The sequence below is a fragment of the Micropruina sp. genome (assembly GCF_047602085.1).
GTDB lineage: Bacteria > Actinomycetota > Actinomycetes > Propionibacteriales > Propionibacteriaceae > Micropruina.
In genome coordinates, this window is the sequence record NZ_JASGID010000002.1 from 504,938 (window position 1) to 528,251 (window position 23,314).

General features: G+C 69.1%; 19 protein-coding genes and 1 tRNA gene. 16 read left to right on the forward strand and 4 right to left on the reverse strand.

Annotated features, from left to right (window positions below):
• Window positions 1–84 precede the first annotated feature (84 nt).
• The 6 genes from QM721_RS03095 to QM721_RS03120 all read left to right on the forward strand — a co-directional run bounded on the left by QM721_RS03095 (window position 85) and on the right by QM721_RS03120 (window position 5,322).
• Window positions 85–909 carry a DoxX family protein gene (locus QM721_RS03095; protein WP_415118876.1) on the forward strand — a complete coding sequence of 275 codons (825 nt, stop codon included), beginning with the start codon at window positions 85–87 and terminating at the stop codon, window positions 907–909.
• Between the two features lie 45 nt (window positions 910–954).
• The gene (locus QM721_RS03100; protein ID WP_415118878.1) at window positions 955–2,547 is read left to right on the forward strand and encodes an alpha/beta fold hydrolase; all 1,593 of its coding nucleotides are present in this window, start codon (window positions 955–957) and stop codon (window positions 2,545–2,547) included.
• Window positions 2,548–2,651: 104 nt separating this feature from the next.
• A tRNA-Thr gene (locus QM721_RS03105) sits at window positions 2,652–2,724 on the forward strand.
• 150 nt (window positions 2,725–2,874) lie between these two features.
• Window positions 2,875–3,876, forward strand: a complete 1,002-nt coding sequence (locus QM721_RS03110; RefSeq protein WP_415118880.1) for an STAS-like domain-containing protein — start codon at window positions 2,875–2,877, stop codon at window positions 3,874–3,876.
• Between the two features lie 91 nt (window positions 3,877–3,967).
• Complete coding sequence (locus QM721_RS03115) at window positions 3,968–4,576, forward strand: hypothetical protein (protein ID WP_415118882.1); 609 nt, start codon at window positions 3,968–3,970, stop codon at window positions 4,574–4,576.
• Window positions 4,570–5,322 (forward strand): hypothetical protein, encoded by a 753-nt coding sequence (locus tag QM721_RS03120; RefSeq protein WP_415118884.1) that lies wholly within the window; start codon window positions 4,570–4,572, stop codon window positions 5,320–5,322. The genes QM721_RS03115 and QM721_RS03120 overlap by 7 nt, the downstream gene beginning before the upstream one ends.
• 87 nt (window positions 5,323–5,409) lie before the next feature.
• On the opposite strand, the gene cysE is transcribed toward QM721_RS03120, so the two are convergent.
• Together cysE and QM721_RS03130 are read right to left on the reverse strand one after the other, a co-directional pair.
• Window positions 5,410–6,201 carry a serine O-acetyltransferase gene (gene cysE, locus QM721_RS03125; protein ID WP_415118886.1) on the reverse strand — a complete coding sequence of 264 codons (792 nt, stop codon included), beginning with the start codon at window positions 6,199–6,201 and terminating at the stop codon, window positions 5,410–5,412.
• A gap of 668 nt (window positions 6,202–6,869) precedes the next feature.
• The gene (locus QM721_RS03130; RefSeq protein WP_415118888.1) at window positions 6,870–7,946 is read right to left on the reverse strand and encodes a DNA adenine methylase; all 1,077 of its coding nucleotides are present in this window, start codon (window positions 7,944–7,946) and stop codon (window positions 6,870–6,872) included.
• 188 nt (window positions 7,947–8,134) lie between these two features.
• Here QM721_RS03130 and QM721_RS03135 point away from each other — a divergent pair, with 188 nt between their 5' ends.
• The 7 genes from QM721_RS03135 to QM721_RS03165 all read left to right on the forward strand — a co-directional run bounded on the left by QM721_RS03135 (window position 8,135) and on the right by QM721_RS03165 (window position 15,298).
• Window positions 8,135–8,755, forward strand: coding sequence for a TetR/AcrR family transcriptional regulator (locus tag QM721_RS03135; RefSeq protein ID WP_415118890.1), 621 nt, complete (start codon window positions 8,135–8,137; stop codon window positions 8,753–8,755).
• Window positions 8,752–10,191 carry a hypothetical protein gene (locus tag QM721_RS03140; RefSeq protein WP_415118892.1) on the forward strand — a complete coding sequence of 480 codons (1,440 nt, stop codon included), beginning with the start codon at window positions 8,752–8,754 and terminating at the stop codon, window positions 10,189–10,191. Before QM721_RS03135 ends, QM721_RS03140 begins: the two co-directional genes overlap by 4 nt.
• Entirely contained in the window at window positions 10,188–10,964 is a 777-nt protein-coding gene (locus QM721_RS03145) for an HlyD family secretion protein (RefSeq protein ID WP_415118894.1), read from the forward strand. The genes QM721_RS03140 and QM721_RS03145 overlap by 4 nt, the downstream gene beginning before the upstream one ends.
• Complete coding sequence (locus QM721_RS03150) at window positions 10,961–11,962, forward strand: ABC transporter ATP-binding protein (RefSeq protein WP_415118896.1); 1,002 nt, start codon at window positions 10,961–10,963, stop codon at window positions 11,960–11,962. Before QM721_RS03145 ends, QM721_RS03150 begins: the two co-directional genes overlap by 4 nt.
• Window positions 11,959–13,098 (forward strand): ABC transporter permease, encoded by a 1,140-nt coding sequence (locus tag QM721_RS03155; protein WP_415118898.1) that lies wholly within the window; start codon window positions 11,959–11,961, stop codon window positions 13,096–13,098. Before QM721_RS03150 ends, QM721_RS03155 begins: the two co-directional genes overlap by 4 nt.
• Entirely contained in the window at window positions 13,095–14,228 is a 1,134-nt protein-coding gene (locus QM721_RS03160) for an ABC transporter permease (protein ID WP_415118900.1), read from the forward strand. The genes QM721_RS03155 and QM721_RS03160 overlap by 4 nt, the downstream gene beginning before the upstream one ends.
• A 107-nt stretch (window positions 14,229–14,335) precedes the next feature.
• Complete coding sequence (locus QM721_RS03165; RefSeq protein ID WP_415118902.1) at window positions 14,336–15,298, forward strand: ATP-binding cassette domain-containing protein; 963 nt, start codon at window positions 14,336–14,338, stop codon at window positions 15,296–15,298.
• On the opposite strand, the gene QM721_RS03170 is transcribed toward QM721_RS03165, so the two are convergent.
• Complete coding sequence (locus QM721_RS03170) at window positions 15,267–16,220, reverse strand: phosphatase PAP2 family protein (protein WP_415118904.1); 954 nt, start codon at window positions 16,218–16,220, stop codon at window positions 15,267–15,269. The genes QM721_RS03165 and QM721_RS03170 overlap by 32 nt on opposite strands.
• Window positions 16,221–16,380: 160 nt before the next feature.
• Between QM721_RS03170 and QM721_RS03175 the strand changes: the two genes are divergently transcribed.
• The gene (locus tag QM721_RS03175; protein WP_415118906.1) at window positions 16,381–17,388 is read left to right on the forward strand and encodes an intradiol ring-cleavage dioxygenase; all 1,008 of its coding nucleotides are present in this window, start codon (window positions 16,381–16,383) and stop codon (window positions 17,386–17,388) included.
• Between the two features lie 136 nt (window positions 17,389–17,524).
• Here the strand turns inward: QM721_RS03175 and QM721_RS03180 are convergent, their stop codons facing one another.
• Entirely contained in the window at window positions 17,525–19,303 is a 1,779-nt protein-coding gene (locus tag QM721_RS03180) for a hypothetical protein (RefSeq protein ID WP_415118908.1), read from the reverse strand.
• A gap of 64 nt (window positions 19,304–19,367) precedes the next feature.
• Between QM721_RS03180 and QM721_RS03185 the strand changes: the two genes are divergently transcribed.
• Together QM721_RS03185 and QM721_RS03190 are read left to right on the forward strand one after the other, a co-directional pair.
• Window positions 19,368–20,258 carry a hypothetical protein gene (locus tag QM721_RS03185; RefSeq protein WP_415118910.1) on the forward strand — a complete coding sequence of 297 codons (891 nt, stop codon included), beginning with the start codon at window positions 19,368–19,370 and terminating at the stop codon, window positions 20,256–20,258.
• Between the two features lie 196 nt (window positions 20,259–20,454).
• Window positions 20,455–23,289: an FAD-binding and (Fe-S)-binding domain-containing protein gene (locus QM721_RS03190; protein ID WP_415118912.1), complete on the forward strand. Its 2,835-nt coding sequence runs from the start codon at window positions 20,455–20,457 to the stop codon at window positions 23,287–23,289.
• Window positions 23,290–23,314 lie beyond the last annotated feature (25 nt).

Sequence of the window (23,314 nt, forward strand, 5' to 3'; positions counted from 1 at the left end):
TAATCCGCGCCGCGTGTGTGTCGGTGGGCGCCGGGGCCCTCCGCCGAGGGCACGATGGAAGTCACTGTTGTGCGGAGGAGAATCATGACTCACACCGTTGAAGACGAGCAGACCACGCAGTTCGCGCCCGAATCCGCAATCGAGGGCCGCGAGCCGAGGCTGCCCGAGCCGCCGAGCTTCGCCGCGCTCACGGAGGCCGAGGCCACCCGGGTGCAGTCGATCGTCGAGGGGTTCGTGCCGTCGGCCGACGAGGCCGACCCGCCCACGCAGCAGCACAGCGCCGTGCCCAGCGCGTCCATCTTCCGCGATTCCGCCGTCGTCGCGCCTGCCGAGACGTTGTCGGCCGAGCAGCAGAAGCTGGACGCCGAACGGGCCGCCCGCCGCGAGGCCCGGGCGCAGGCGCTGGCGCAACCGGACGTCCGCACGTCCGCCGCGCCCGAACCCGTGGTGGTCGCCCGGCGCACCACCGACGGCTTTCTGGGTGCCTTCGCGCTGTTCGTGCTGCGGCTCGTGGTGGCGGCCATCATGGCCGTTCGCGGCCTCGAGATCGTCACCAACCTGCCGGCGGCCGAGGCGTTGTTCGCCGGCACGGTGATTCCCGAACCGCGAATCATGGCGATGGTCACCGGGTTCGCATCGCTGGCCATCGCCGTCGCGCTGGTGTTCGGACTGCTCACCCGGGTGGCCGGGTTGGGTGTGCTGCTGATCACCGGGGGCGCCCTGGCGTTCGTGCAGTGGGGCGCCTGGAGCCCGTTCGTGGCGGGCCGCTCCGGCTTCATCGGCGAGCTCGAACTGGTTTTGGCCGCCGTCGGCCTGGTGCTGCTGTGCATCGGTGGCGGCGGCTTCAGCCTCGACCGCAGTTTTCGCAAGAGCCGCGAGAAGGACCGCCTGCTCGACCCGGGGGCGTGAGCGACCCCGGGGTGGGGCTTGGTGGCCCGGCACTAGATTGAACGCGTGCGTATTTCTCTTCGCTGGGCTGTCGGCTTCGTCGCGTTGCTGCTGCTGAGCGCCTGCACGCCGGGCCAAGTGCCCAGCCCGTCCGCTCCGGGTTCGTCGACGCCATCGGCCGCCCCGGCTCCGACGGGTGCGGTGATCGAGGTGTCGCTGGTGCAGGGTCTTGAGGTCGACCGGCCCCGTCGGTCCGATTCGAACGCCAAACCCAAGGGTTTCGAGACTGCGCCGCCGGGCGAAGGGCTCGCGGGCTATCGCGAGCAAAAGCTGGGCTGGAGCACCTGCGGTCAGGTCTACAAGTGCGCCGAGATTCTGGTGCCGCTCGACTACGCCAACCCGGGTGACCAGGCGATCACCTTGGCCTTGGCCAAGAAGCCGGCCACCAAATCGCCCAAGCTGGGCACGCTCTTCGTCAACCCGGGCGGCCCGGGGGCGTCCGGCCGCAACCTGGTCACCTACTTCGCCTCGGCCGGCCTGGAGCAGTACGACATCGTGGGCTGGGATCCGCGCGGTACCAACGCCTCGACACCGGTGCAGTGTTTCGACGACGAGCAGACGCAGGCGTTCACCGAGCTCGACTCGTCCCCCGACGACGCGGCCGAGACAGCGGCGCTGATCGTGGGCACCTGGCAATTCGCGCAGTCGTGCTGGCAGCACAGCGGTGAGTTGCTGCAACACATCTCGACCGTCGACACGGTGCGCGATCTCGATCTGCTGCGCGAACTGGTCGGTGACCAGAAGCTGAACTATCTCGGGTACTCCTACGGCACCCAGGTCGGCGCCTATTACGCCGACCTGTTCCCACAACGGGTCGGACGGCTGGTGCTCGACGCCGCCGTCGACATCACCGACGACGACACCGTGATTCAGGCCATGGGTTTCGACCTGGCGCTGGGCAACTTCGCGGCCTGGTGCGCCCGGCAGAACTGCAGCCTGGGGTCGTCGAAGGACGCGGTGCTGCAGACCATCACCGATCTGTTCGACACCCTCGACGCGACCCCGCTGCAGGTGGGTGATCGTCCGCTCACCCAGACGCTGGCGGCCACCGGCGTGGCGTCGTACCTGTACGGCGGCATCCCGGCCTGGAAGGTACTGGCCGCCGACCTGAAGGCGGCTTTGGCCGGCGACGGTGCCGCGCTGCTGAAAGCCTCCGATCAGCTCAACGACCGCAACGACGACGGTACGTTCGGCTCGATGTTCTACTCGTTCCCGGCCATCGGCTGCGCCGACGGGTACGACAAGGGCGTGGTCGAGGCGGAGCAACGATGGACGACCGACCAGCAGAAGGCGCCGATCTTCGGCAAGTACTTCGGCCCGGGCTACACCTGCCCGCTGTGGCCGGTGCGCAGCACGATCCAGTTCAAGCCCACCGGCTCGGGTGCGGCCCCGATCGTCGTGGTCGGTGCGACGGGCGACCCGGCCACCCCCTACCAGCAGGCCGTCACCATGGCCGAGCAACTCGAGTCGGGGGTGCTGGTCACCTACGAGGGCGAGGGGCATGGCACCTTCGGCGGCAAGTCGGAGTGCGTCGACCGGCTGGTGATCGCCTATCTGACCAAGGGCACCGTGCCCAGTGACGGGGTCAAGTGCCAGTAGCGGGCGGCTCGCGGTGGGGCGCACAAGCTGCGGCTCATCGCTCTCGTTTCGCGTGCCGCGGTGCCGCTGACCTATAGTTGGTCGTCGCCGGGGGCACTCGGCAGGCCGCCTTAGCTCAGTTGGCAGAGCGATTCACTCGTAATGAATAGGTCTGGGGTTCGACTCCCCAAGGCGGCTCGCATCGGGTGTGCGGGTTGACCGCACCCGTCAGCGCGGGCGGGTGGCCCGACAGCCACCTCGAAAATCCTCGCCGCTCGCGGGTGCAGCCACTCACAGGGGGCTGTAGATTCTTGAGAGCTAAATCTACAGAAGTGTAGATTTTGTGTTGTGGACAAGAGGCTCATCGGCATCGGCGAGGCGAGCAGAGTGCTCGGCCTGTCGACCAGTCGAGTGCGACAACTGGTCGAACTGGGTGCGTTGAGTGCGGAGTTGACGCCGGGTGGGCATCGGCGATTTCGTCCCGATCTGCTGCGCCAGGAGTGGTCGGCGCTGCGGCAATCGGCTGAACCGCCCGTGTTGTGGCGCAAGGGTTACAGCCTGCCGGGGCTGGCCGAAGACCAGGTGTGGCACAAGCTGCGGGCAGAACTCGAACGGCACACCGGGGGTGAACTTTCCGGGCGGGCTCGCAACATTCTGGGCTACGCGGTCACTGAGATGGTGAACAACGCCATCGACCACTCGCACGGCAGCGCGGTGGAGGTCAGCCTGGCGTTTCAGAACCGGACGACCGTGCGAGTCCGCGTCGCCGACGACGGCATCGGGGCTTTCCGCAGCCTCGCCGACACGTTCGGCTACTCAGATGTCGCCGATGCGGTCGTCGACCTGACCAAGGGGCGGCGGACAAGTGCGCCGCAGCGTCATTCCGGCGAGGGGATCTTCTTCACCTCGAAGGCGGTTGATCTGTTCAGCCTGGACGCGAACGGCTACCGGTTCACTGTCGATACCAGCGAAGGCGATGTTGCGCTCGGAGAAGGTGCCGGTGTGGGCACGACCGTGACGTTCACGCTCGACCTGCACACTTCCCGAGACCTGGTCGATGTGTTCGTCCGGTTCACCGAGGGTGGCGACTTCGTGCGGACGATTCCGCGCGTGCAATTAGTGCAGCACGGGTCGGAGTTTCTCAGCCGCTCGCAGGCCAAGCGGTTTGCGCTCGGGCTCGAACAATTCGAGCAGGTGGTGCTCGACTTCACCGGTGTCGAACTGGTCGGCCAGGGATTCGCCGATGAACTCTTCCGAGTGTGGCAGTCCGCGCACCCTGAAGTGACGTTGATGGTCACCGGGGCGAACCGTGGGGTCGCGTTGATGATCGATCGGGTGGTCAAGCCCTGAAGGATCTGGAGTTATCCACAGCCTGGACGAAACCTCGGGGCGAACCCACGGTCTCGTGCCAGACTGTCCGAACCTGCTCAGGAGGTTCAACATGGTGACACGGTGGAGTTGGCTCGCCGCAATGTGCGCGCTTGCCGTTGCCGTCACTGGCTGCGGGCCGACGACGCCGACGGCCGGGCCAGGCGCTTCGACGAGTGCGTCGCCGACGCCGAGCCCCAGCCCGACCTGCACGCCGTACAACGCGACGCCGCACCCGTGCAGTGCCGAGGACTACGGCAAGACCCAGCAACAGAACGAGTTGATCGCGCAGGCCGAGGCCACGTACCGCACGTACTGGGATGAGAACGTCAGATTGCAGCGAGCAGGCGGTACCCGAAAGGCGACGGAGGTGTTGCTGAACACACTCGAGGGTTCTGCGCTCAAGTCGGTTGTTGAGAATCTCCAAGATCTCAAGACGAACAAGACGCGAGCGGTCGGCGGAACCTTCGACATTCTGACGATCACGCCGAAACCCACTCGCACCAAGGAGGGTTCAGTCACCTCGCTGACCGTCTGCTGGCGCGCCAAGGACGTCGCATTCTCGGTGGACGGGGTGAACATCCATCGAAGTGTCACGGTTCGCGAAGAATCGTATTTTCGCTACTCCGAAGGCGTGCTTCGAATCTCGATTTTCGAGTCACAGAAAGTTGCCAAATGCTGAGGCGAATCGTGGCTGGCGTGGCGATGATCCTGCTTGCCCCGAGTCTACCGATCCAGGCACACGCGGATCCTGTCGAGGATGACGGTGACACTGTCAAAGGCGCCATCTCGGTGTTCCGCGGCGGCAGTCGCAAGAAGACGATCTCGCACAAGGGCATGGTGTTGTACCAGGGCGCATGGATGTCTTGGGATCGCGCGCGTGCATTACTCGATGCGTGTCAGCGGTCGGGTCGCACGGACTGTGCCGTCAGCGACGTCTACAGAATCCGCGAGGCAGACCTGCAGGCGACCGCAGTCCGGCTCGCGACCCAGTTGCGGCTGCCGGTGCCTACGCCCACCTTCGGGCCCGACCCGAGTGTCAACGAGTGGAACATGCTCACCGTCGGTTTTCCAATCTGGCTGTGGACCGACGGCGTGCGCACCGTGGCCGACACTGACAGCGCCGACGGGTTGACCTTCAGGCTGGCCGCCCGGTTGCGTTCGACGACGTTCGCGATGGGTGATGGCCAGTCGGTGACCTGCACCACGATGAGTCGCTACAGCGACGCGGTGAAGGCCGGGGCCCCCTCACCGGATTGCGGCTACGTCTATTCGAAGCCCTCGCTGCCGCAGGGTAGCTACACCGTGACCGCCACCGCCCAGTGGGACGTCACCTGGTCGGTCGCCGGCAGGTCGGGCGTGCTGCCGGTCACCCGCACCGCGAGCCGGGAGTTGCCCATCGGTGAACTGGTGGCCCTGAACCGCTGAGTGTTCGATGAGGCCCGGGGCCTGATCACGGTAATGCCGCCCCGGGCGCCTCGGCCAGCCCGCCTGGCTGTGCCGCGCGACCCGGGCTCAGGCCGACTCGTCCAGGGCGAGGTCTGGGTTGAGCAGTTCTTCGGGAAAGACGTGCGCCGGGTAGCTGACCGGCCGAGCCGGCACGCCTGCCACGGTGGTGAAGGCCGGCACGTCTTCGAGCACCACCGAGCCGGCGCCGATCTTGGCACCTTCGCCCACCTCGATGTTGCCCAGCACCTTGGCGCCGGCGCCGATCATCACGCCGCGGCGAATCTTGGGGTGCCGGTCGCCCCCGACCTTGCCGGTGCCGCCCAGCGTGACCTCGTGCAGCATCGAGAAGTCGTCATCGACCACGGCGGTCTCGCCGATCACGATCGAGGTGGCGTGGTCGAACAGAATGCCCTTGCCGATGCGGGCACCGGGGTGAATGTCGACGGCGAAGATCTCAGAGATCTGGCTCTGCAGGTAGAGGGCGAGCGGGGCGCGTCCCTTCTCCCAGTAGTAATGCGCGACCCGGTAGGCCTGCAGGGCGTGAAAGCCCTTGAAGTACAGCAGCGGCACCGAATAGCCGCGGGTGGCGGGGTCGCGGCTCAGCACGGCGCGCAGGTCTTCGCGAAAGGCCAGCCCGATGCTGCGGTCGCCGTTGAATGCTTCGTCGATCAGCGAGCGCAGCGTGAGCGAAGTGATCGTGAGGCTGCCCAGCTTGGACGCCAGAATGTAGCTCAGCGCGTCCTCGAGCCGGTCGTGGGCGAGCACCACGGTGTGCAGGTAGCTGGCCAGGGCGGGCTCGGCCTCAGCAGATTCGGTGGCTTCGGTGCGAATGCGGCGCCAGATTTCATCGTGCGGCATGGCTGGCCTTTCACGGTTTCGGGTGGTTGCTGGTCGGTTGTGCGCGGGGGCACGAGAGGGGCTTCAGCCGAGTCGACAACAGCAACACATGCACATCAGCGCGCGGACGGGTCGCGCGGTGAGCGAAGTCACGATCGTGTGCATGGTCGCCAATCTAGCAGCGGCCCACGCCGTGGGCCGAGGGTCTGATCAACTGTTGATCGTTGTAACACTGCTGCTGACAGGAGTATTTCTGCGGAGCATCCGGACGTCGGCTCACTTAAGTCTGAGTGACGACGACAGTCTGAGGCCCCGACACCCTCGGCCAGCGACAATCAGCGCTTGCTGAGGCCTCGATTCACCGATGGGCGGGGTGGCGACCGGCTCCGGCGGTGCGCGCAAGGGCGGCCTGGTTGTGCGAAAGGGTGTGCGCGGCGATTCGTGCGTTATGGCCCCGGCCGGCAGCGCCCGCGCAGCCCCGTGCGGCGAGACGATCGTTATGCCAGTCATCGAGGCAGGCCATAAGGCTCATATCTGCGCGGCGGGAATGAACTGCCGCGGGGCCGCAACTCAATACGCCCGTTTCTTCGCGGGCTCCAAGAAGCGGCAGATCGGTGGACCGAGGTTTGAGAGATTCCGCCAGTAGGCGCCGCCGTCGCGAGCGACGCATGGCCTACTGGCGGGAGCTCTTAGGCAGAGCTCCCGGTGCTCGCCCGCGCACGCTCCACCTGCGCGAGAGCCCCCTCGACCCGGTCTCGCGACCCGGCGACGAACACGTATTCGGTGTTGCGGGTGTGCGACACCGTGCCCACCTTGGTGCCGGACGGGCTGTGAATGCCGATCTGGGCGCCGATGTAGCGGCGGGAGTCGAAGGCGAGTTGCTCGACCGACGCGTGCCCGGCATCGCGCAGCCAGCTCACGATCTGCTCGGGGGCGATCCACGACTCGTCGTTGTACGACACCACAACCACCTCGGCCCGCGCCTGGCCGATCACCTCGACCAGCGCGGACGCGATGTGCCGCCGGGAGTTGAAGGGGCTGGAATTGACGGCCTCGCGGGCATCCGCCCGCTTGCAGGCCACCCCGTAGTGCTCGGGGGCGTCCCAGCGCACCAGCGTCTCCCAGATGTGGTAATAACCGAAATAGCGGTGCTGGTTGTAGGGCGGGTCGAGGTAGATCAGGTCGCACGGCGGCAGGGCGCGCACCACCTCGCGCGCGTCGCCGCGAACGGCGCTACCCGGGCCGGCCAGCAGTCGAGGACGCTGCAGGTGCAGCGGTTTGAACGAACGCGCCGCCCAGCTCTTGAGGTAGGCCATGTGCTGCCCAGTGGTCGAATCGACCCGGTCGGCGGCCTCCATCAGGGCGGTCAGCAGCACCGGGTAGAGCGGGTCGTCGGCCAGGCCGACCAATCGGTCGCGAATGGCGTCGATGCGCATGCCGTTGTGCGGCTGAAAGTAGCGGGCCCGCTCGCAGAAGGTCTCGGTGACGTAGCCGCGCACGCCGGGCAGGGCGTCGAGTTCGGCGAGCAGGGCGTCCAACCGGTCGAGGTCGACGGTGGTGCCGTCGGTGGCGATGTAGCAGCGGGCCAGCACCTCGCTGTAGCTGGCCAGATCGGCGGCGGTGACGATCAGCCCACGGCGCTTGAATTCCTGTGCGACCCGGGTGGTGCCGGTGAACAGGTCGACCGCCGTGCGGGCCCCCGACCCTTCGGCCAACGCGCCCAGCACGCCGGTCAGCGCGCGTTTGGAGCCGAGGTACTTGATCACGTCCGCACCTTAACCCGAGGGGCCCGCGGGTCGGGGTGGTTGGCGTTGCCGCCTGCCGGATGTGGCGCCAGCCGATCTCGTTGGGTTCGAGCAGCCGCGCGGCGTCGCTGATCGGGAGGGCAGGGAGCCCGCCGGCCCCGGACTCCGACCCCTTGCGCGCGATCAAACCAAACCGTACAGTTTGAGTCGTGGAGGAGTTGAGCCCGCGGGCAAAGGCGAAGCGGCGGCAGATCACCGATGCCGCCCGCACGCTGTTTCTTGCCCAGGGGTTCAGCCGCACCACGATGGACGCCATCACCGCCGAGGCCGGCGTCAGCAAGCAGACCCTGTATGCGTACTTTCCGAGCAAGATCGATCTGCTGATCGCGATTCTGGCCGAGGTCGAGGGCACCCTTCCCGACCCGCCCGAATTGGTGGCGCCGACCACCCGGGCTGAGTTGCGCACGGCGCTGCTGGTCTTTGCCGAGAGCGTCACGGGCACCTTGCTGCAGTCGCAGATGATCGCCGTACTGCGACTCGTGGTGGGCGAGGCGGTGCGCCTGCCGGAGGTGCGTTCCATGCTGGTCGAGGCGCTGCCGATAGCGCTGCTGAACCGGACGGCTGCCCTGTTGCGCGCTGCGGCAGGCAACGGCGTGCTCACCCTCGACCACCCCGAGATCAGCGTCCGGCTTTTCGTCGGCGGGGTGATGAGCTACGTGATGTTCGGTGGCTTGTTGTCGAACGAACCTCCGGTGCGGCCCAAGCCCGAGAGCCTGCAGTGGCTGGTCGACGCCTACCTGCGCACCCTCGACTTCACCGACGACCGATGAACGGTCGCCTGCGGTACGCATTCGTCGCAGCCGCCCTGACTGTGGGACTGGTTGCCGCGGGCTGCGCCGCGCCGTCGGCCACGATCGCCGCGACCGGACGGGTGCAGACCGACACGATCACCGTGCAGGCACCGGCGCTGAGCGTGCCGCGGGTCAACCTGAACGCCGGCTTCGTCGTGACGCCCGGCGCCGCCGCCAACCTCTCCGGAGTGCCGGCCCTGCTGGGTTTCGGCTCGGCGCAGCGGGTCAGCAGCGTCGAGGTGCGGCTCGGTGAACAGGTGAAGGCCGGCGACGTGCTGGTTAGGTTCGACGACACCGCACTGGCTGCTGACGTCACTGCGGCCCGGGCCGACCGGTCGGTCGCGCGGGCGCAGGTAGCGGTGATCGAGCAGGCCATCGCGACCACCCACGACAACGAGGCAGACCTCGCCGACAAGCGCAAAGAGATAACCAAGGGCATCGCCAAGGCCACCAAGGCCCGTTACGAGCTGGCCCAGAAGCTCGCCGCGGCCAGCAAGGCGAAGACCACCGTCACCGGCAAGCTCGTCGAGGTCAACCGAGTCGCCAAGACGCTGCCCAAGAAGCTGGCCAGCGTCGAGCAGCACCTGGCCGAGGTCACTGCCAAACGCGCCGCTGTCGCCCAGCAACTGGCGCAGGTCGAGGCCCAGCTTGCCGCCCTGCCGCCGGACGCACCCGCAGTGCAGCGGGAGGCGCTGCTCGCCGCGCAGCGGCAACTGACCGCCGCCCTGGCTCAACTCGACACGGCGGTCGGCACGCTCACCGCGGCCCGCACGCAGGTGCGCGCGGCCATCGCCCAGGTGAATGTGGGCCGCCAACAGCTCAAGGCGGCGCTGCGACAGCTCAACGCGGGCATTCCGAAACTGCGCACGGTGATCGCGACCATTGCTGCCAACCTGGCCAAGGCCAACGACGGACTCAAGCAGCTCGACAAGGGTATGAAGAAGCTGCGGGACGCCCGAGCCGACCTCAAGCGCGCCCGCACCCTGGCCGCCATCGCCGCCGACGACCGCAGCGCGCTCGATCAGGCCGTCACCGCCCGCCGCCAGGCGCTGGTGACCGCACCGCGCGACGGCACGATCACCAGCGTGGTGAGCGTGGGCGACGTGATCGCTCCGGGTGCCACCGTCGCCGCGATCAGCAGCCCGGCCCACGTCGTCGCACTGTGGCTGCCGCCGGCCCAGGCCGGCCTGGTCTGCGTCGGCGACCCGGCCACGGTGGCCTGGGGGACGAACCCGTCCGGCACAGTGAGCCGCATTCTGCCACTGGCCCAGTACCCGCCCAGCTACCAGGTCACCGACGACGTGCACCTGACCCGGGCCGTGCCCGTCGAGGCGACCTTCGACCAGGCCTTGTCGCCGGGCGTGCCCGTCGACGTCCAGCTCTCGCCCTGCCGAACCAACGAGGTGAAGAAATGAAGCACAAGCGTCCGCCGTTGCCCGTGATCGTGCTGGTCGGGCTGCTGGTGATCGGGCTGGGGGCCTGGTGGTGGTGGTACAGCGCCACCCGCAGCACGACCAGTGAGCAGAGCCTGACCGGCCAGGTCGAGACCACCGAGCTGAGCATCGCGCCCGCGATGGCCGGCCGGATCACCCAGGTGGCGGTGGCCGAGGGTGACCAGGTCGTCAAGGGCGACGTGCTGGCCGAGCTTGACACTGCGGCGCTGAAGCTACAGCTCAGCCAGGCCAAGCAGGGCGTGACTGCGGCCAAGGCGGCGGTCACCAACGCCAAGGACGACGGCACCAAGGCCGACGTGAAAGCCGCCAAGGCGCGGCAGGCGCAGGCGGAGGCGGCGGTGAAGCTGGCGCGGGTGCAATTGACCTACGCCACCGTGACCGCGCCCGCCGACGGCACCGTGGTGAACGTGGTCGGCAACGCCGGCCAGAACGCCGCGCCCGGGCGGACCATCCTGACCATGACCGACCCGGCCGACCTGTTCGTGCGGGTGTTCGTGCCGCAGACCCGGATCGGGCAGGTCGCCGTCGGGCAGCAGGTGAACGTGACCACCGATTCGAGCACCAGCACGTTCGCCGGCACGGTCAGCTTCGTGGCCGACCAGGCCGAATTCACCCCGAACAACATCGACACCGCCGAGCAGCGCACCAAGCTGGTGTTCGCCGTGCGGGTGCGCATCGACGACACCTCCGGCACGCTGAAGTCGGGCATGCCCGTGGACGTGACCCTGCCATGACCGCCCCCGCCGCGATCGAGGCCGTCGGGCTGAGTCGCCGCTTCGGTGATGTGCTCGCCGTCGACGGCGTCGAGGTGCGTATCGAACCGGGCGCGGTGTTCGGCCTGCTCGGCCCCGACGGGGCCGGCAAGTCGACGCTGATTCGGATGCTCGCCACCGTGCTGCGGCCCAGCGCCGGGGACGCCTCGGTGCACGGCCTCTCGGTCACCCGGCAGCCCGGCCGGGTGACCCCGCGGATCGGCTACATGTCGCAGAAGTTCGCCCTCTACCCCGACCTGAGCGTTGCGGAGAACATCGAGTTCTTCGCCACCTTGCGCGGTGTGCCGGCCGCCGGACGCCGCGAGCGGATGCTCGAGTTGCTGCACGGCATGGGGCTGGCAGACTTTCTGCACCGGCAGGCCGGACGGCTCTCGGGCGGCATGAAGCAGAAGCTGTTTTTGGCCACCACGTTGATGCACGAACCCGACGTGCTGCTGCTCGACGAACCCACCACCGGCGTCGACCCGGTGTCGCGGCGCGAGTTCTGGCGGATTCTGGCCGGCCTGCACCGCCAGGGCACCACCGTGCTGGTCGCCACCCCCTACATGGACGAGGCGGAACGCTGCACCGACGTCGCCTTTCTGGAGCGTGGACGGGTGCGGCACCGCGGCACGCCGGCCCAGATCAAGGCGCTGGTGCCAGGGGTGCTGTTCGAGGTGCGGGCGCCCGACCCGCGGGCGGCGCTGGCTGCCCTGCAGGCGTTGCCGGGGCTGCTGGCGGTGCACCTGTACGGCGATGTCGTTCGGGTGCTGGCGAAGGCCGACGACCCCGATGTCGTCGGTGCGGCCGTGCAGGCAAACGGGCTGCAGGCCGACGTGCGGCGCACTCCGGTCGACATGGAGACGGCGTTCGCGTTCTTGGCCGAGTTGGGTCGGGGGGCGGATTCGCCGGTTGAGCCTGTCGAAACCGGTGGTCGCGGGGGCTCGGCACGCTCGACCAGCGGATCGGGGCGCGGATGACCTCGCTGCACCGCATCCGGGCGCTGATCGCCAAGGAGTTCACCCACCTGGGCCGCGACCGCCGCACCCTGGCGGTGGTGCTGGCGCTGCCGATGCTGCAGATGATCCTGTTCGCCTACGCGATCAGCTTCGACGTGAAGAACGTGTCGACGGTGATCATCGACACCGATCACACCCCGGCCAGTGCCGCCTACGTCAACAGCTACGCCAGCTCGGACTTCTTCACCGTGGTCGGCACCGCCGACAGCCTGGACGACGTCGACCGGGTTTTCGACCGCAACCAGGCGCGGATCGCGGTGCTGGTGCCGTCCGGCTTCGGCCGCACCCTGGCCGACGGCGGCCAGGCCGTGGTCGCGGTCTATCTGGACGGCAGCGAACCCACCGCGGCACGGGTCGGCCAGGCGTTCATCACCGCGCTGAATCAGGTGTACGGCCAACGGGTGACCATCGAATGGGCCGATGGCCAGGGTCTGGACATGACCGCCGCCGGCCAGCTCGAACCGCGGGTGCGCACCTGGTACAACCCCGAGAAGTCCAGTTCGGATTTCCTGATTCCTGGCCTGATCGTGGTGATCGTCATGGTGGTCGCGGTGCAGCAGACCGCGGTGTCGCTGGTGCGTGAGCGCGAGCAGGGCACCGACGAACAGTTGGCGATCAGCCCGCTGCGGGGCTGGGAGATGATGATCGGCAAGCTGGCCCCCTGGACCGTGCTGGCCTTCGGTGAACTGGTGGCGATCACCGTGGTCGGCATGTGGGTCTTCGCGCTGCCGTTGCGGGGCAGCGTCGGCGTGCTGGCGCTGGGGGCGGCACTGTTCGTGTTCTGCTCGCTCGGCCTGGGGTTGGTCATCTCGGCGCTCGCGCCCACCCTCGAGACCGCCAACATGCTCGGCCTGCTGCTGTCGCTGCTGCCGGGGTTCATTCTGTCGGGCTTCGCGTTTCCGCTCAGCTCGATACCCGAGTGGCTGCAGGTGATCAGTTACCTGCTGCCGGCCCGGTTCATGGTGACCATTTCGCGGGCGGTGTTCCTCAAGGGAGCCGGCTTCGAGCAGGTGTGGCCCGAACTGGCGGCCCTGACCGCGTATGCGGTGATCGTGATCGCGGTGGCCGTGCTGCTCAACGCCAGGAGGCGGCGGTGATCGGCGCTGCGCAGTCGCGGCGACGCATCCGGCTGCTGATCTGGAAGGAGTTCCTGCAACTGCGCCGCGACCCGCTACTGGTTCGGCTGCTGTTCATCATGCCCATTCTGCAATTGGTGCTGTTCGGCTACGTGGTGGCCGCCGACGTCAAGCATCTCAGCACCGCCGTTGTCGACCTCGACCGCACCTCGACCTCGCAGGCGCTCACCGCGCACTTCACGGGGTCGGACTATTTCACGGTGACCCAGTACCCGGCCGAGACCGGCGTGCAGCAACTCATGGACACCGGACGCATCGCGATCGCCATCGTCATTCCCGAGGGCACCCAGGCCGCCCTCGACCGGGGTGAGGCCGCCCCGATCGGAGTGCTGGTGGACGGCTCCGACAGTCAGGTCGCCTCGGTCGGCAGCGGGTATGCCGCCCAGGTGATCGCCCGCTACAACGCCGAACGCGTCGCGAACGCGGGGGTGGTGCTGGCCGCGCCCGGCATCGACGCCCGGGTGCGGGTGATGTTCAACCCGACCCTGGCCGCGGTGAACACGATGATTCCGGGCCTGGTGGCGGCGATCGTGATGATCTCGATCATGGTCGTGATGGGCCAGGCGGTGGTCAAGGAGCGGGAGCGCGGCACGCTGGAGCAGATGTTCGTCACCCCCATCAAGCCGGTGGAGTACCTGATCGGCAAGGTCACCCCGTACGCGCTGCTGGCCACCGCGCAGTTGCTGCTGGTGGCCGGGGTGGGGGTGTTCTGGTTCAAGGTGCCGTTCGCCGGGCAGGTTTCGGTGGTGGCGGCCGGGCTGGGCCTGTTCATGCTCACCGCGATCGGCATGGGGCTGCTGATCTCGCTGGTGTCGCACACCCGGCAGCAGGCGCAGCAGATGATGATGCTGCTGTTGTTGCCCAGCTTCGTGCTGTCGGGCTTCATCTTTCCGCTCGACTCGATGCCGGCTGCGATCCAGCCGCTGAGCTGGTTTATTCCGCTCACCTGGGCGATTCAGATCTTGCGTGGGGCGTTCATCAAGGGCAGCGGTTTCGAGGCGCTCGCCCTGCAGTTCTGGGTGCTGGGAGGGTTCGCCGTGGTGATCTTCGGCGCTGCGATCGCCGCCACCAGAAGGAGGTTGGCCGAATGAGCGAACAGAGCTGGGACGGGTCTCGACAAGCTCGACCGACGGGGGTGAGTCGACCGGCGGGGGACGGGTCTCGGCAGGCTCTTCCGGCGGGGGTGAGTCGACCGGCGTTGACAAGCACCCCGCCCAACCCCGAGATGGCGTTGTCGGTGCGCGGGCTGACCAAACGCTTCGGCAGCTTCACCGCCGTCGACGGCATCGACTTCGACGTGCCGCGGGGCCAGATCTTCGGCTTTCTCGGGCCCAACGGGTCGGGCAAGACCACCACGATCCGGATGCTCACCGGCACCAGCGGGCCCGATTCTGGCCAGGCGCTGGTGCTCGGCGAGGACGTGATCAACCATCCCGAGCGAGTCAAGCAGCGGTTCGGCTACATGTCGCAGAAGTTCGCCCTGTTCGAAGACCTGACGGTCGAAGAGAATCTGCGCTTCTACGCCGGCGTCTACGACCTGTCTGCCGATCAGTTCGCCCGGCAGCGGGCCTACGTGCTCGACATGGCCGACCTGCGCGGCCGCGAGCACGAGCTGACGGCCAACCTGTCGGTGGGCTGGCGGCAACGCCTGGCGCTGGGCACCGCCACCATTCACCAGCCCGAACTGGTCTTTCTCGACGAACCCACCGGCGGCGTCGACCCGGTGGCCCGGCGGCAGTTCTGGGACCTGCTCTACGACCTGGCCAGCCGCGGCGTGACGCTGTTCGTCACCACCCACTACATGGACGAGGCCAGCCACTGCAATCAGCTCGGGTTCATCTACCGCGGTGGTCTGATCGCCGAGGGGTCGCCGCACGACATTCGTCGTGACCTGATCGCCGAGCAGGTGCTGGAAGTGTCGGTCGGCGACATCGACGGGGCACTGGTCTGGCTGGAACAGGCTCCCGGCGTCGAGGAGGCGTATCTGTCGGGGGCTCGGCTGCACGCGGTGATCGACCCGGCTGTGGCGTCGTCCGACCCGGTGGGCGAGTTCACCGCCCGGCTGCACGCGGCGGGCTTCTACGACGCCGTGCTGGTCGCCGTCGAGCCGACCCTCGAAGACGTCTTCGTCAACCTGGTGGCGCGGGCGCAGGAGCAGTAGTGCCGGCGTCCAGTTCGACGCGTTGCTTGCCCCTCGGAATCGGACGGCTGGCGTCGAGCAGGCGCAGCAGCCCGCCCAGGCCGCCGCAGGTCATGCCGACCAGGGCCGAGACCCCGCCCACGTAGGCAATGAAGGCGGTGGTGGCGTCGGTGCCCCGGGCCTCGGCGTTCCAGACCATGAAGCCGGCGGCGACGGCCAGCGCCAGGCCGCAGATCGCCATCATCACCAGGATCACCGAGGTGGCACCGGGGCGATGCGCGGCGTCGCGCACCGGGCCGGATCGTTCGGCGAACCGGATCGCGGCCACCGCCAGGCAACCCCAGCTGGCAGCCACCAGCACGGCGGCGGCCACATCGGAGGGCCGGTGCCACTGGTTCACCAGGGTCGCGAGCCCGTAGGCCGAAACGCCGACCACCCCGACCGCCGTGGTCAGCGAACGCAGCCAGGGCGGAACCACCAGGATCAGTCCGACCAGCGCGGCAGCGGCGACCGTGGTGTGCCCCGAGGGCAGCGTATTGGTGCCGTTCCAGGCGCCCAGCCCGATCAGGTCGTCGCGCTGGAACACCAGCGACTTGAGCAACTGGGTGGTCAGGTTGGCCCCGACCACGGCGCTGGCGGCCGCCCCGGCGGCCACCCAACGGCCCCGCAGGGCACCGATCAGCAGCACCACGGCGATCACGCCGGCCACCATCGGCACCGACACGGTGCCCAGCAGCTCGTCGGCCTGATCGTCGAGCCGCCACCTGCCCACCCGGGTTCCCTCGAGTGCGAGGGCCTCCAGGGTCTGGCCGCTGTGGGTGGTGACCAGTCCCCACCAGATCAGGTACACCAGTGCGCCGGCCAGCACCGCTGCCGCGATCGGTGAGGCGACACCGGGCAGCGGACGAGGCTCGCGTTCGGGCGGGGCGGTCACGGCATCCATGGTCCCAGCATTGGGCACCCGCCGGCACCCCAACCGCGCATCCAGCGCCGTTTGGCGAGCCGCCCGATGTGCGCAGGTGGGGCACAGTAAACCCAAAGCCGACCTACAGGGCGGGCCCGGACGGTTATCGTGACCAGCACAATCCGAAAGGACGACCCGGATGAACCTGCCACCCACGCCCGACGGGCGCTACGAGGGACGCCCACTGACTGACCCCACTGAACCGCTGGTCGATCAGGGGCTGCAGTTCGATCTGGGCACGTTGCTCTCGCGGCGCGGCATTCTCGGCGTGTTCGGGGTGGGCGCCGTGGGCCTGACCCTGGCCGCCTGCACCACCGGTACCGCGGCGTCCAGCTCGGCCAGCGCGACCGCGACCAGTTCGACCGGGCTGACCGAGATTCCGGACGAGACCAACGGCCCTTACCCCGGTGACGGCACCAACGGCCCCGACATTTTGGAGCAGTCCGGCGTGGTGCGCTCCGACATCACGGCCAGCTTCGGCGACAGCACCACCGTCGCCGAGGGGATTCCGATGAGGCTGACCCTGACGATTCTCGACCTGGCCGGCGGCGGCGGTGCGTTCGAAGGCGTGGCGGTGTACGTGTGGCACTGCAACCGTGAGGGCAACTACTCCATGTACAGCAGCGGGATCGAGAACGAGAACTATTTGCGCGGCGTGCAGATCGCCGACTCCGACGGCACGGTGACCTTCACCAGCATCTTCCCGGCCTGTTACTCGGGACGCTGGCCGCACGTGCACTTCGAGGTGTACCCCGACGAGGCCAGTATCACCAACGCCGACAACCGTCTCTCCACCTCGCAGGTCGCTCTTCCCGAGGACGTCTGCAACGCTGTTTTCGCCACCGAGGGGTACAGCGCGTCGATCGCGAATTTCGCCCAGGTCAGCCTGGCCACCGACAACGTGTTCGGCGACGACAGCGGCGCCACCCAGTTGGCGACGGTGTCGGGCGATGTCACCAACGGCTACACGGTGACGCTGACGGTGCCGATCGACACGAGCACCGAACCCACCGAAGGCACGACCGTTGCCGGTGGTGGCGGCGCTCCCTCCGGTGGCGGGTCCGGCGGACCTGGTGGAACGCCTGGTGGAATGCCGCCGTCGGGTGCACCCTCGGGTGTGCCCGCGCCGTCAACCAGCGCTGGTTGAGCCTGTCGAAACCCTTTGCCAGGGCGTGTGTTCGAGGTCTCGGCACGCTCGACCAGCGCTGGTTGAGCCTGTCGAAACCCTTTGCCAGGGCGCGTGTTCGAGGTCTCGGCACGCTCGACCAGCGATGATCATCGCTTTAGCTGCGCGGCACCTGACGCAGTTCGGCCAGCGGCAGCGGCACTCCTTCACGTAGCACCGCCGGGTCAGCGGTGAGGTAGCGCGACGACGACACCAGGGTGGTCAGGTTCGCGAAGAACCCGACCGGACGGCCGTGGTCGTCGAAAGCCACATCGGTGCGGGACGGCGGCAGGTACCAGTCCAGGGCCGGGTCGGGGGCGTCCGAGGCAGCGTCGGGCGGGTTGGGGTCGGCCTGCCCGGCCACCGCCGCGCGTAGGGCGTCCAGCTCGTTCCACTCGTGGCCGGTGAGCTGCGCCGGGACCAGCCGCGCGTAGGTCTGCTCGCGCAGCGCGGTCTGCAGCCGTTCGGCCACGTCGACCAGGTTCTGCCCGGCCACCCGCAGCCGCAGCCACTGCTGCCGCTGCCACTGGGCGTCGCTGGCGAACCGGCGCCGCAGCCGCATGCCGGCCACCACCCCGCGCAGAGCGAGCGAAGCCACGTCCGCCCGGGTCATGAACAGGTTGTTGCCGCCCTCGTAGCCGCGCTGGCGCACCACCGCGATGCGCGAGGCAAAGGCCGGCATCTGCAACTGGGCGTTGTCGTGCCATTGCAGCCCGGTTCCCACCACCGCTCCCAGAAAGCCGCTCATCGCGTTCTTCAGCGGCGCCGCCAAATGTTTGGCCGCACGCGCATCGCCGAGCAGGTAGACGTCCTGGTGCCCGGCGCCGGCTGGGTGGGTGCCCAGGTCGATGCCGACCGTGGGCCACAGCGGCAGCGGTGAGTCGAACATGTGGATCGGGAAATTCGACGTGACGCCGCCGTCGGTCAACCACAGCTCCTGCGCAACCGGCTCGGCGCTCGCCTGATCGAGGGGAAAGCGCAGGTCGGTGCCGTCCGGGCCCGCGATGCGCTCGCCGAACTCGGTGCGAACCGGCAGCGAACCGTGGCGCAGTTCGTACAGCCGGACGGCCTGGAACAGCGCGGGCAGGGCCAGCGACGCCCGAGTGGCGAACACCACCGGTAGGTCGGCGGGCTGGGGGAACGGGTAGAGCGTCAACGGCTTGCCGGTGGCCAGGCAGCGCACCCGGACGGGCCGCGCGCCCAGCGTCATGGCGTCGATCACCCGGCGGGGCAGCAGGCCGTCCAGGTCGGACGGGTCGAAATACAGCTCGTCACCCGGTGCCGCCACCGGCAGCGGGAACCGGTAGGGCGCCCGCCGGATCAGCTCGGTGCTCATCAACTCAAGGTTGACCGAGCGCTGCCGGGGGTCGTCGGCGGCCCGTCGTCCGGCCCCGTCGGGGTCACCGGGGGTGTAGTCGCCGCCGACCCACAGGTGGCCGAAACGCACCACTTCGTCGGCGGGCAGCCCGGCCAGGTCGGCCATCGCCTGGGTGAGCCAGTCGGTGAGGTTGGGTCCCACGGTGCGGCGCGGCAGCACCCGCGCGGCACGGTCGACCAGCGTGGCCACCCGGTCGCGCCACGAACCATCGTCTTGGCCGGCACCCGAGCCGCCGATCAGGCCGTAGCGGTGCTGCTTGGCCGAGGTCGAGAACAGCACCACGCCGAACCCGAAGCCGATCAGCACCAAGGTCACCTCGGCGACCAGAAAGACGATCGTGATCAACAGCCCGGCCCCGTCCATGGCGTCCCGGGCGGCGGCGACCCAGCCCGCGGCCAGGGCCAGGGGCAGGATCACGGTGCCGAGCCAGTCGCGCCGAGGCGTGGGGGGTGCGGGCACCGGCACCGGTTCGGCGAAGCCGTCGGGTGACGGGGCGGCGGGCTTGCGCGCCGAGAGCACCAGGGCGGCCAGCGGAACCAGCCAGCCGAAGGCTAGCCAGAGCAGCAGCGCTGCCCACGCATAATTGCCCAGGCTCCACCACGGGCCACCCCAGCGCCAGGGCGCCGGCCGCCGACAACCCCAGCGGGGCCAGCACGAACGGCAGCAGGGTCAACCACAGGGCCCGCGTCGGCAGGCTGACCAGCAGCAGCAGTGCGCCCCGGACGAACTGCTGCCGCATCGCCGCGGCGATCACCCGAAACAGCGGGGTGCCGGCCCGGGTCGGCTTGAAAAGCTGGACCAGCCGGAACTGTTCGTCCGCAGCGGGCTGGTCGCGCTGGGTCAGCCAGGCCACGATGTCGGCCATGCCCGCGAATCCCTGCCGCAGCCGTCCCTGGTCGACCTGGGCCGGGCCGAGCCGTTCGGCACTGTGCTGGCCGGACGCGGCCCGCACCCGTCCGAGCTCTGCGGCTGCGGCAAGCGACGCTGCGATCGCGCCGGCCGAGGCCCCGCCCAGGTTGCGGAACCTGAACTCGCGGGCCAGTTCGCACAGGGCGAGCGGGTAGATCACCCCGCTGGTGGTACCGCCCTTCATCGTGACGTCGATGCTGTGCCGCACGTACTGCTGCTGCGCCGGGGTGAACGGCCGGTTGCCGCCGCTGCGGTCGATGGCTGTCGCCGGGGCGGCGTGCAATTGCGGGCTGGCGGCCAGGGCGTCGGCCAGCAGATAGGCGTCCGGATTCTGCAGGCCGGGTTGTGGCTGGCTCTGGTGCCAGAGCCAGCCCTCGGGCTCGTTCAGTTCGTGGCCGGCGTAGTCGAGGAGGTCGGCGGGCTGGTCGTGGTGGCCCTCGGTGAGCAGCCTCGACAGGGTGTCGAGGGCTGCGGCGTTACGGGGTACGGGCATGGCTCCTCCGATGCAGGTGGCAGCTACAGGATCGACCTGGGGCCCCAGAAATACCTTCGGCGGAACCCCTGAACCGGCCAGAGCCGGCCCTATTGGGGTTCAAGTGCCCGGCACAGCCCCTCGCGGTGGTCGTCGGCGCGGCGACGAGTGCGGCGACGATTTCAGGGAAATTTTCGTCATTCGGCACGCGGCGTGCCGTTGCGGACCACACTTTCAAGTGCGTCAGGCGCAGTGTCTGTCTGCGCGTCACGGGGAGGTGATGATCGCGATGAGTGCTCTGGCCGCCGCCTTGCGGCACGCCCTTGGCGACGATCCGGTGAGCGATCGGTCGATCGACACTGCCCGCCTGGCACACGACGCCTCGCACTACCTGTTGCGGCCGCAGGCGGTGGTGCTGGCACGGGAGGCTGCCGACGTGGCCCGGGCGGTCGCGGTGGCCCGGGCGCACGGCGTCGGGGTCACCTTTCGCTCCGGCGGCACGTCACTGTCGGGGCAGGCGTCCGGTGCCGGGGTGCTGATCGACACCCGAGGCGGCTTTCGTGACATCGAGGTGCTGGACGACGGTGCCCGGGTGCGCTGCCAGCCCGGGGCCACGGTGCGCGCGGTGAACGCGCGGCTCGCCCCCCACCAGCGCATGCTCGGCCCCGACCCGGCCAGCGAGATCGCCTGCACCATCGGCGGCGTGGTGGCCAACAACTCCTCCGGTATGGCCTGTGGCACCACCCAGAACACCTACCGCACGCTCGTCGGCCTCGAACTGGTGCTGCTCAGCGGCACCACCATCGACACCGCCGCGCCGGACGCCGACGCCCGGCTCAGAGCCGTCGAACCCGAGCTGTGGGCCGGCCTGGCCCGGCTGCGCGACCGGGTGCGCGGCAACGCCGACTCGGTGCGCCGCATCGAGCACCTGTTCTCGATGAAGAACACCATGGGCTACGGCATCAACAGCTTTCTCGACCACGACGAGCCGGTGCAGATACTGGCCCATCTGATGGTCGGCTCCGAGGGCACCCTGGGCTTCATCGCCGCCGCCACCTTCGCCACGGTGCCGCTGCTGCCCCGGGCGTCGACCGCCCTGCTGATCTTCGACACCATCGCCCAGGCGACCACGGCGCTGCCCGACCTGATCGCCGCAGGCGCGCGCACCGCCGAGCTGATGGACGCGGTCTCGCTGCGGGTCGCCCAGGCGCTGCCGAACCCGCTGGAGGCGTTGCGTCCGCTGGCGGTGGAGCAGCACACCGCGCTGCTGGTCGAGGCTGCCGCGCAGCACGATGACGAGCTGGCCGGCACGGTGGCCGATCTGAGCACGGTGCTGGCCCGGCTGGACGGCCTCACCGAGCTGGGCCGGCCGGCGGCCTTCTCCACCGACCCGGTCGCCCGCGCCCGGGCCTGGCAGGTGCGCAAGGGCCTTTACACCTCGGTGGCGGGCGCCCGGCGTCCGGGTTCGACGGCGCTGCTCGAAGACATCGTGGTGCCGATGCCGGCCTTGACCCAGACCGTCCGAAGGCTCGGCGAACTGACCGCCGGCTACGGGTATCGCGACCCGGTGATCTTCGGCCACGCCAAAGAGGGCAACCTGCATTTCATGATCGACCCCGATCTGCGCGACCCCGCCCAGATCGACACTCTGGCCGCCTTCACCGAAGACCTGGTCGACCTGGTGCTCGGCGCCGACGGCTCGCTGAAGGCCGAACACGGCACCGGACGTGCCATGGCGCCCTTCGTCGAGCGCCAGTACGGCGTCGAACTGTACGACGTGATGAAGCAGGTCAAGCGGCTGTTCGACCCCGACGGGGTGCTGAACCCGGGGGTGATCATCGGCACCGACCCCAAGGCGCACGTGGCCGACCTGAAGATTCCCGAGCTGGTCGACTCGGCGGTCGACCGCTGCGTCGAGTGCGGCTATTGCGAACCGAGTTGCCCCAGCAAAGACGTCACCACCACGCCGCGGCAGCGCATCGCACTGTTGCGCGACGCTGCCTCGGGGGTGGCCGGCATCGAGGGTGACTATTCCTATTGGGGGGTGCAGACTTGCGCGGCCGACTCGCTGTGCCTGCTCGCCTGCCCGGTGAGCATCGACACCGGCGTGTTCATGAAGCAGCATCGCCGGCAGGCACAGCCCCGGGTGGCGCAGCGGGTGGGGGTGGGGCTGGCCGAGCACTGGGAGCCGACCCTGGCCACGTTGCGGGTCGGCCTCGCGGTGGCCGACAAGGTGCCCGGGCCGGTGCTGGCAGCCGTCACCGACACCGTGCGCAGGGTGCTGCCCACCGACCTGGTGCCGCGCGTCGGTGACGACCTGCCCGGCCCCGGGCGGTCGCGAGCCATGTTGCCGGCCGGTGGCGAACCGGCCGAGGTGGTGTTCTTCGCCTCGTGTATGGGCGAGCTGTTCGAGCCGTCCGAAGGGTCGGACGCCCCGGGCCCGGCCCGCGCCTTCATCGAGTTGTGCACCCGGGCCGGTGTGGCCGTGAGGTTGCCGCCGGGGCTGCCCGGCCTGTGCTGCGGCACGGTGTGGCGGTCGAAGGGGCTTAGCGACGGCGCGGCCGCCATGGCCCGCACGACCGCCACCGCACTGCTGGCGGCCAGCGAGAACGGCCGGCTGCCGGTGGTCTGCGAGGCCAGTTCGTGCACCCACGGCCTGCACACCCTGGGCCACGACCTGGAGGCCGCCGGCGATCACGACCTGGCGGCCCGGGTCGAGGCGCTCACCGTGCTCGACTCGTCGCGCTTCGTCGCCGAGCGGGTGCTGCCGGTGCTGGACGTCCGGCACCGGCTGGGTTCGGTGGTCTTGCACCCGACCTGCTCCGATCGCCATGCCGGCGACGTCGATCACCTGCGCGCGGTGGCTGCGGCCTGCGCCGACAACGTGGTCGTGCCGTTCGATGCCGGCTGCTGCGCCTTCGCCGGTGACCGCGGCCTGCTTCACCCGGAGTTGACCGCCTCGGCCACCGCGCGCGAGGCCGCCGAGGTGCGTCGCGGCAGCTTCGACGCCTATCTGTCCTCCAACCGCACCTGTGAGCTGGGCATGTCCCGCGCCACCGGGCATAGCTACCGCCACGCGATCGAGCTGCTGGAGGAACTCACCCGCCCACCTGAATCGCCCTAACCCGCCCTAACTCACGTCCCTGCTC

Coding starts and splice junctions, on each gene's coding strand:
- QM721_RS03145 (WP_415118894.1), top strand. CDS start 10,188: ATGAAGCACAAGCGTCCGCCGTTGCCCGTGATCGTGCTGGTCGGGCTG.
- QM721_RS03175 (WP_415118906.1), top strand. CDS start 16,381: ATGAACCTGCCACCCACGCCCGACGGGCGCTACGAGGGACGCCCACTG.
- QM721_RS03115 (WP_415118882.1), top strand. CDS start 3,968: ATGGTGACACGGTGGAGTTGGCTCGCCGCAATGTGCGCGCTTGCCGTT.
- QM721_RS03140 (WP_415118892.1), top strand. CDS start 8,752: ATGAACGGTCGCCTGCGGTACGCATTCGTCGCAGCCGCCCTGACTGTG.
- QM721_RS03190 (WP_415118912.1), top strand. CDS start 20,455: ATGAGTGCTCTGGCCGCCGCCTTGCGGCACGCCCTTGGCGACGATCCG.
- cysE (WP_415118886.1), bottom strand. CDS start 6,201: ATGCCGCACGATGAAATCTGGCGCCGCATTCGCACCGAAGCCACCGAA.
- QM721_RS03120 (WP_415118884.1), top strand. CDS start 4,570: ATGCTGAGGCGAATCGTGGCTGGCGTGGCGATGATCCTGCTTGCCCCG.
- QM721_RS03150 (WP_415118896.1), top strand. CDS start 10,961: ATGACCGCCCCCGCCGCGATCGAGGCCGTCGGGCTGAGTCGCCGCTTC.
- QM721_RS03095 (WP_415118876.1), top strand. CDS start 85: ATGACTCACACCGTTGAAGACGAGCAGACCACGCAGTTCGCGCCCGAA.
- QM721_RS03170 (WP_415118904.1), bottom strand. CDS start 16,220: ATGGATGCCGTGACCGCCCCGCCCGAACGCGAGCCTCGTCCGCTGCCC.
- QM721_RS03155 (WP_415118898.1), top strand. CDS start 11,959: ATGACCTCGCTGCACCGCATCCGGGCGCTGATCGCCAAGGAGTTCACC.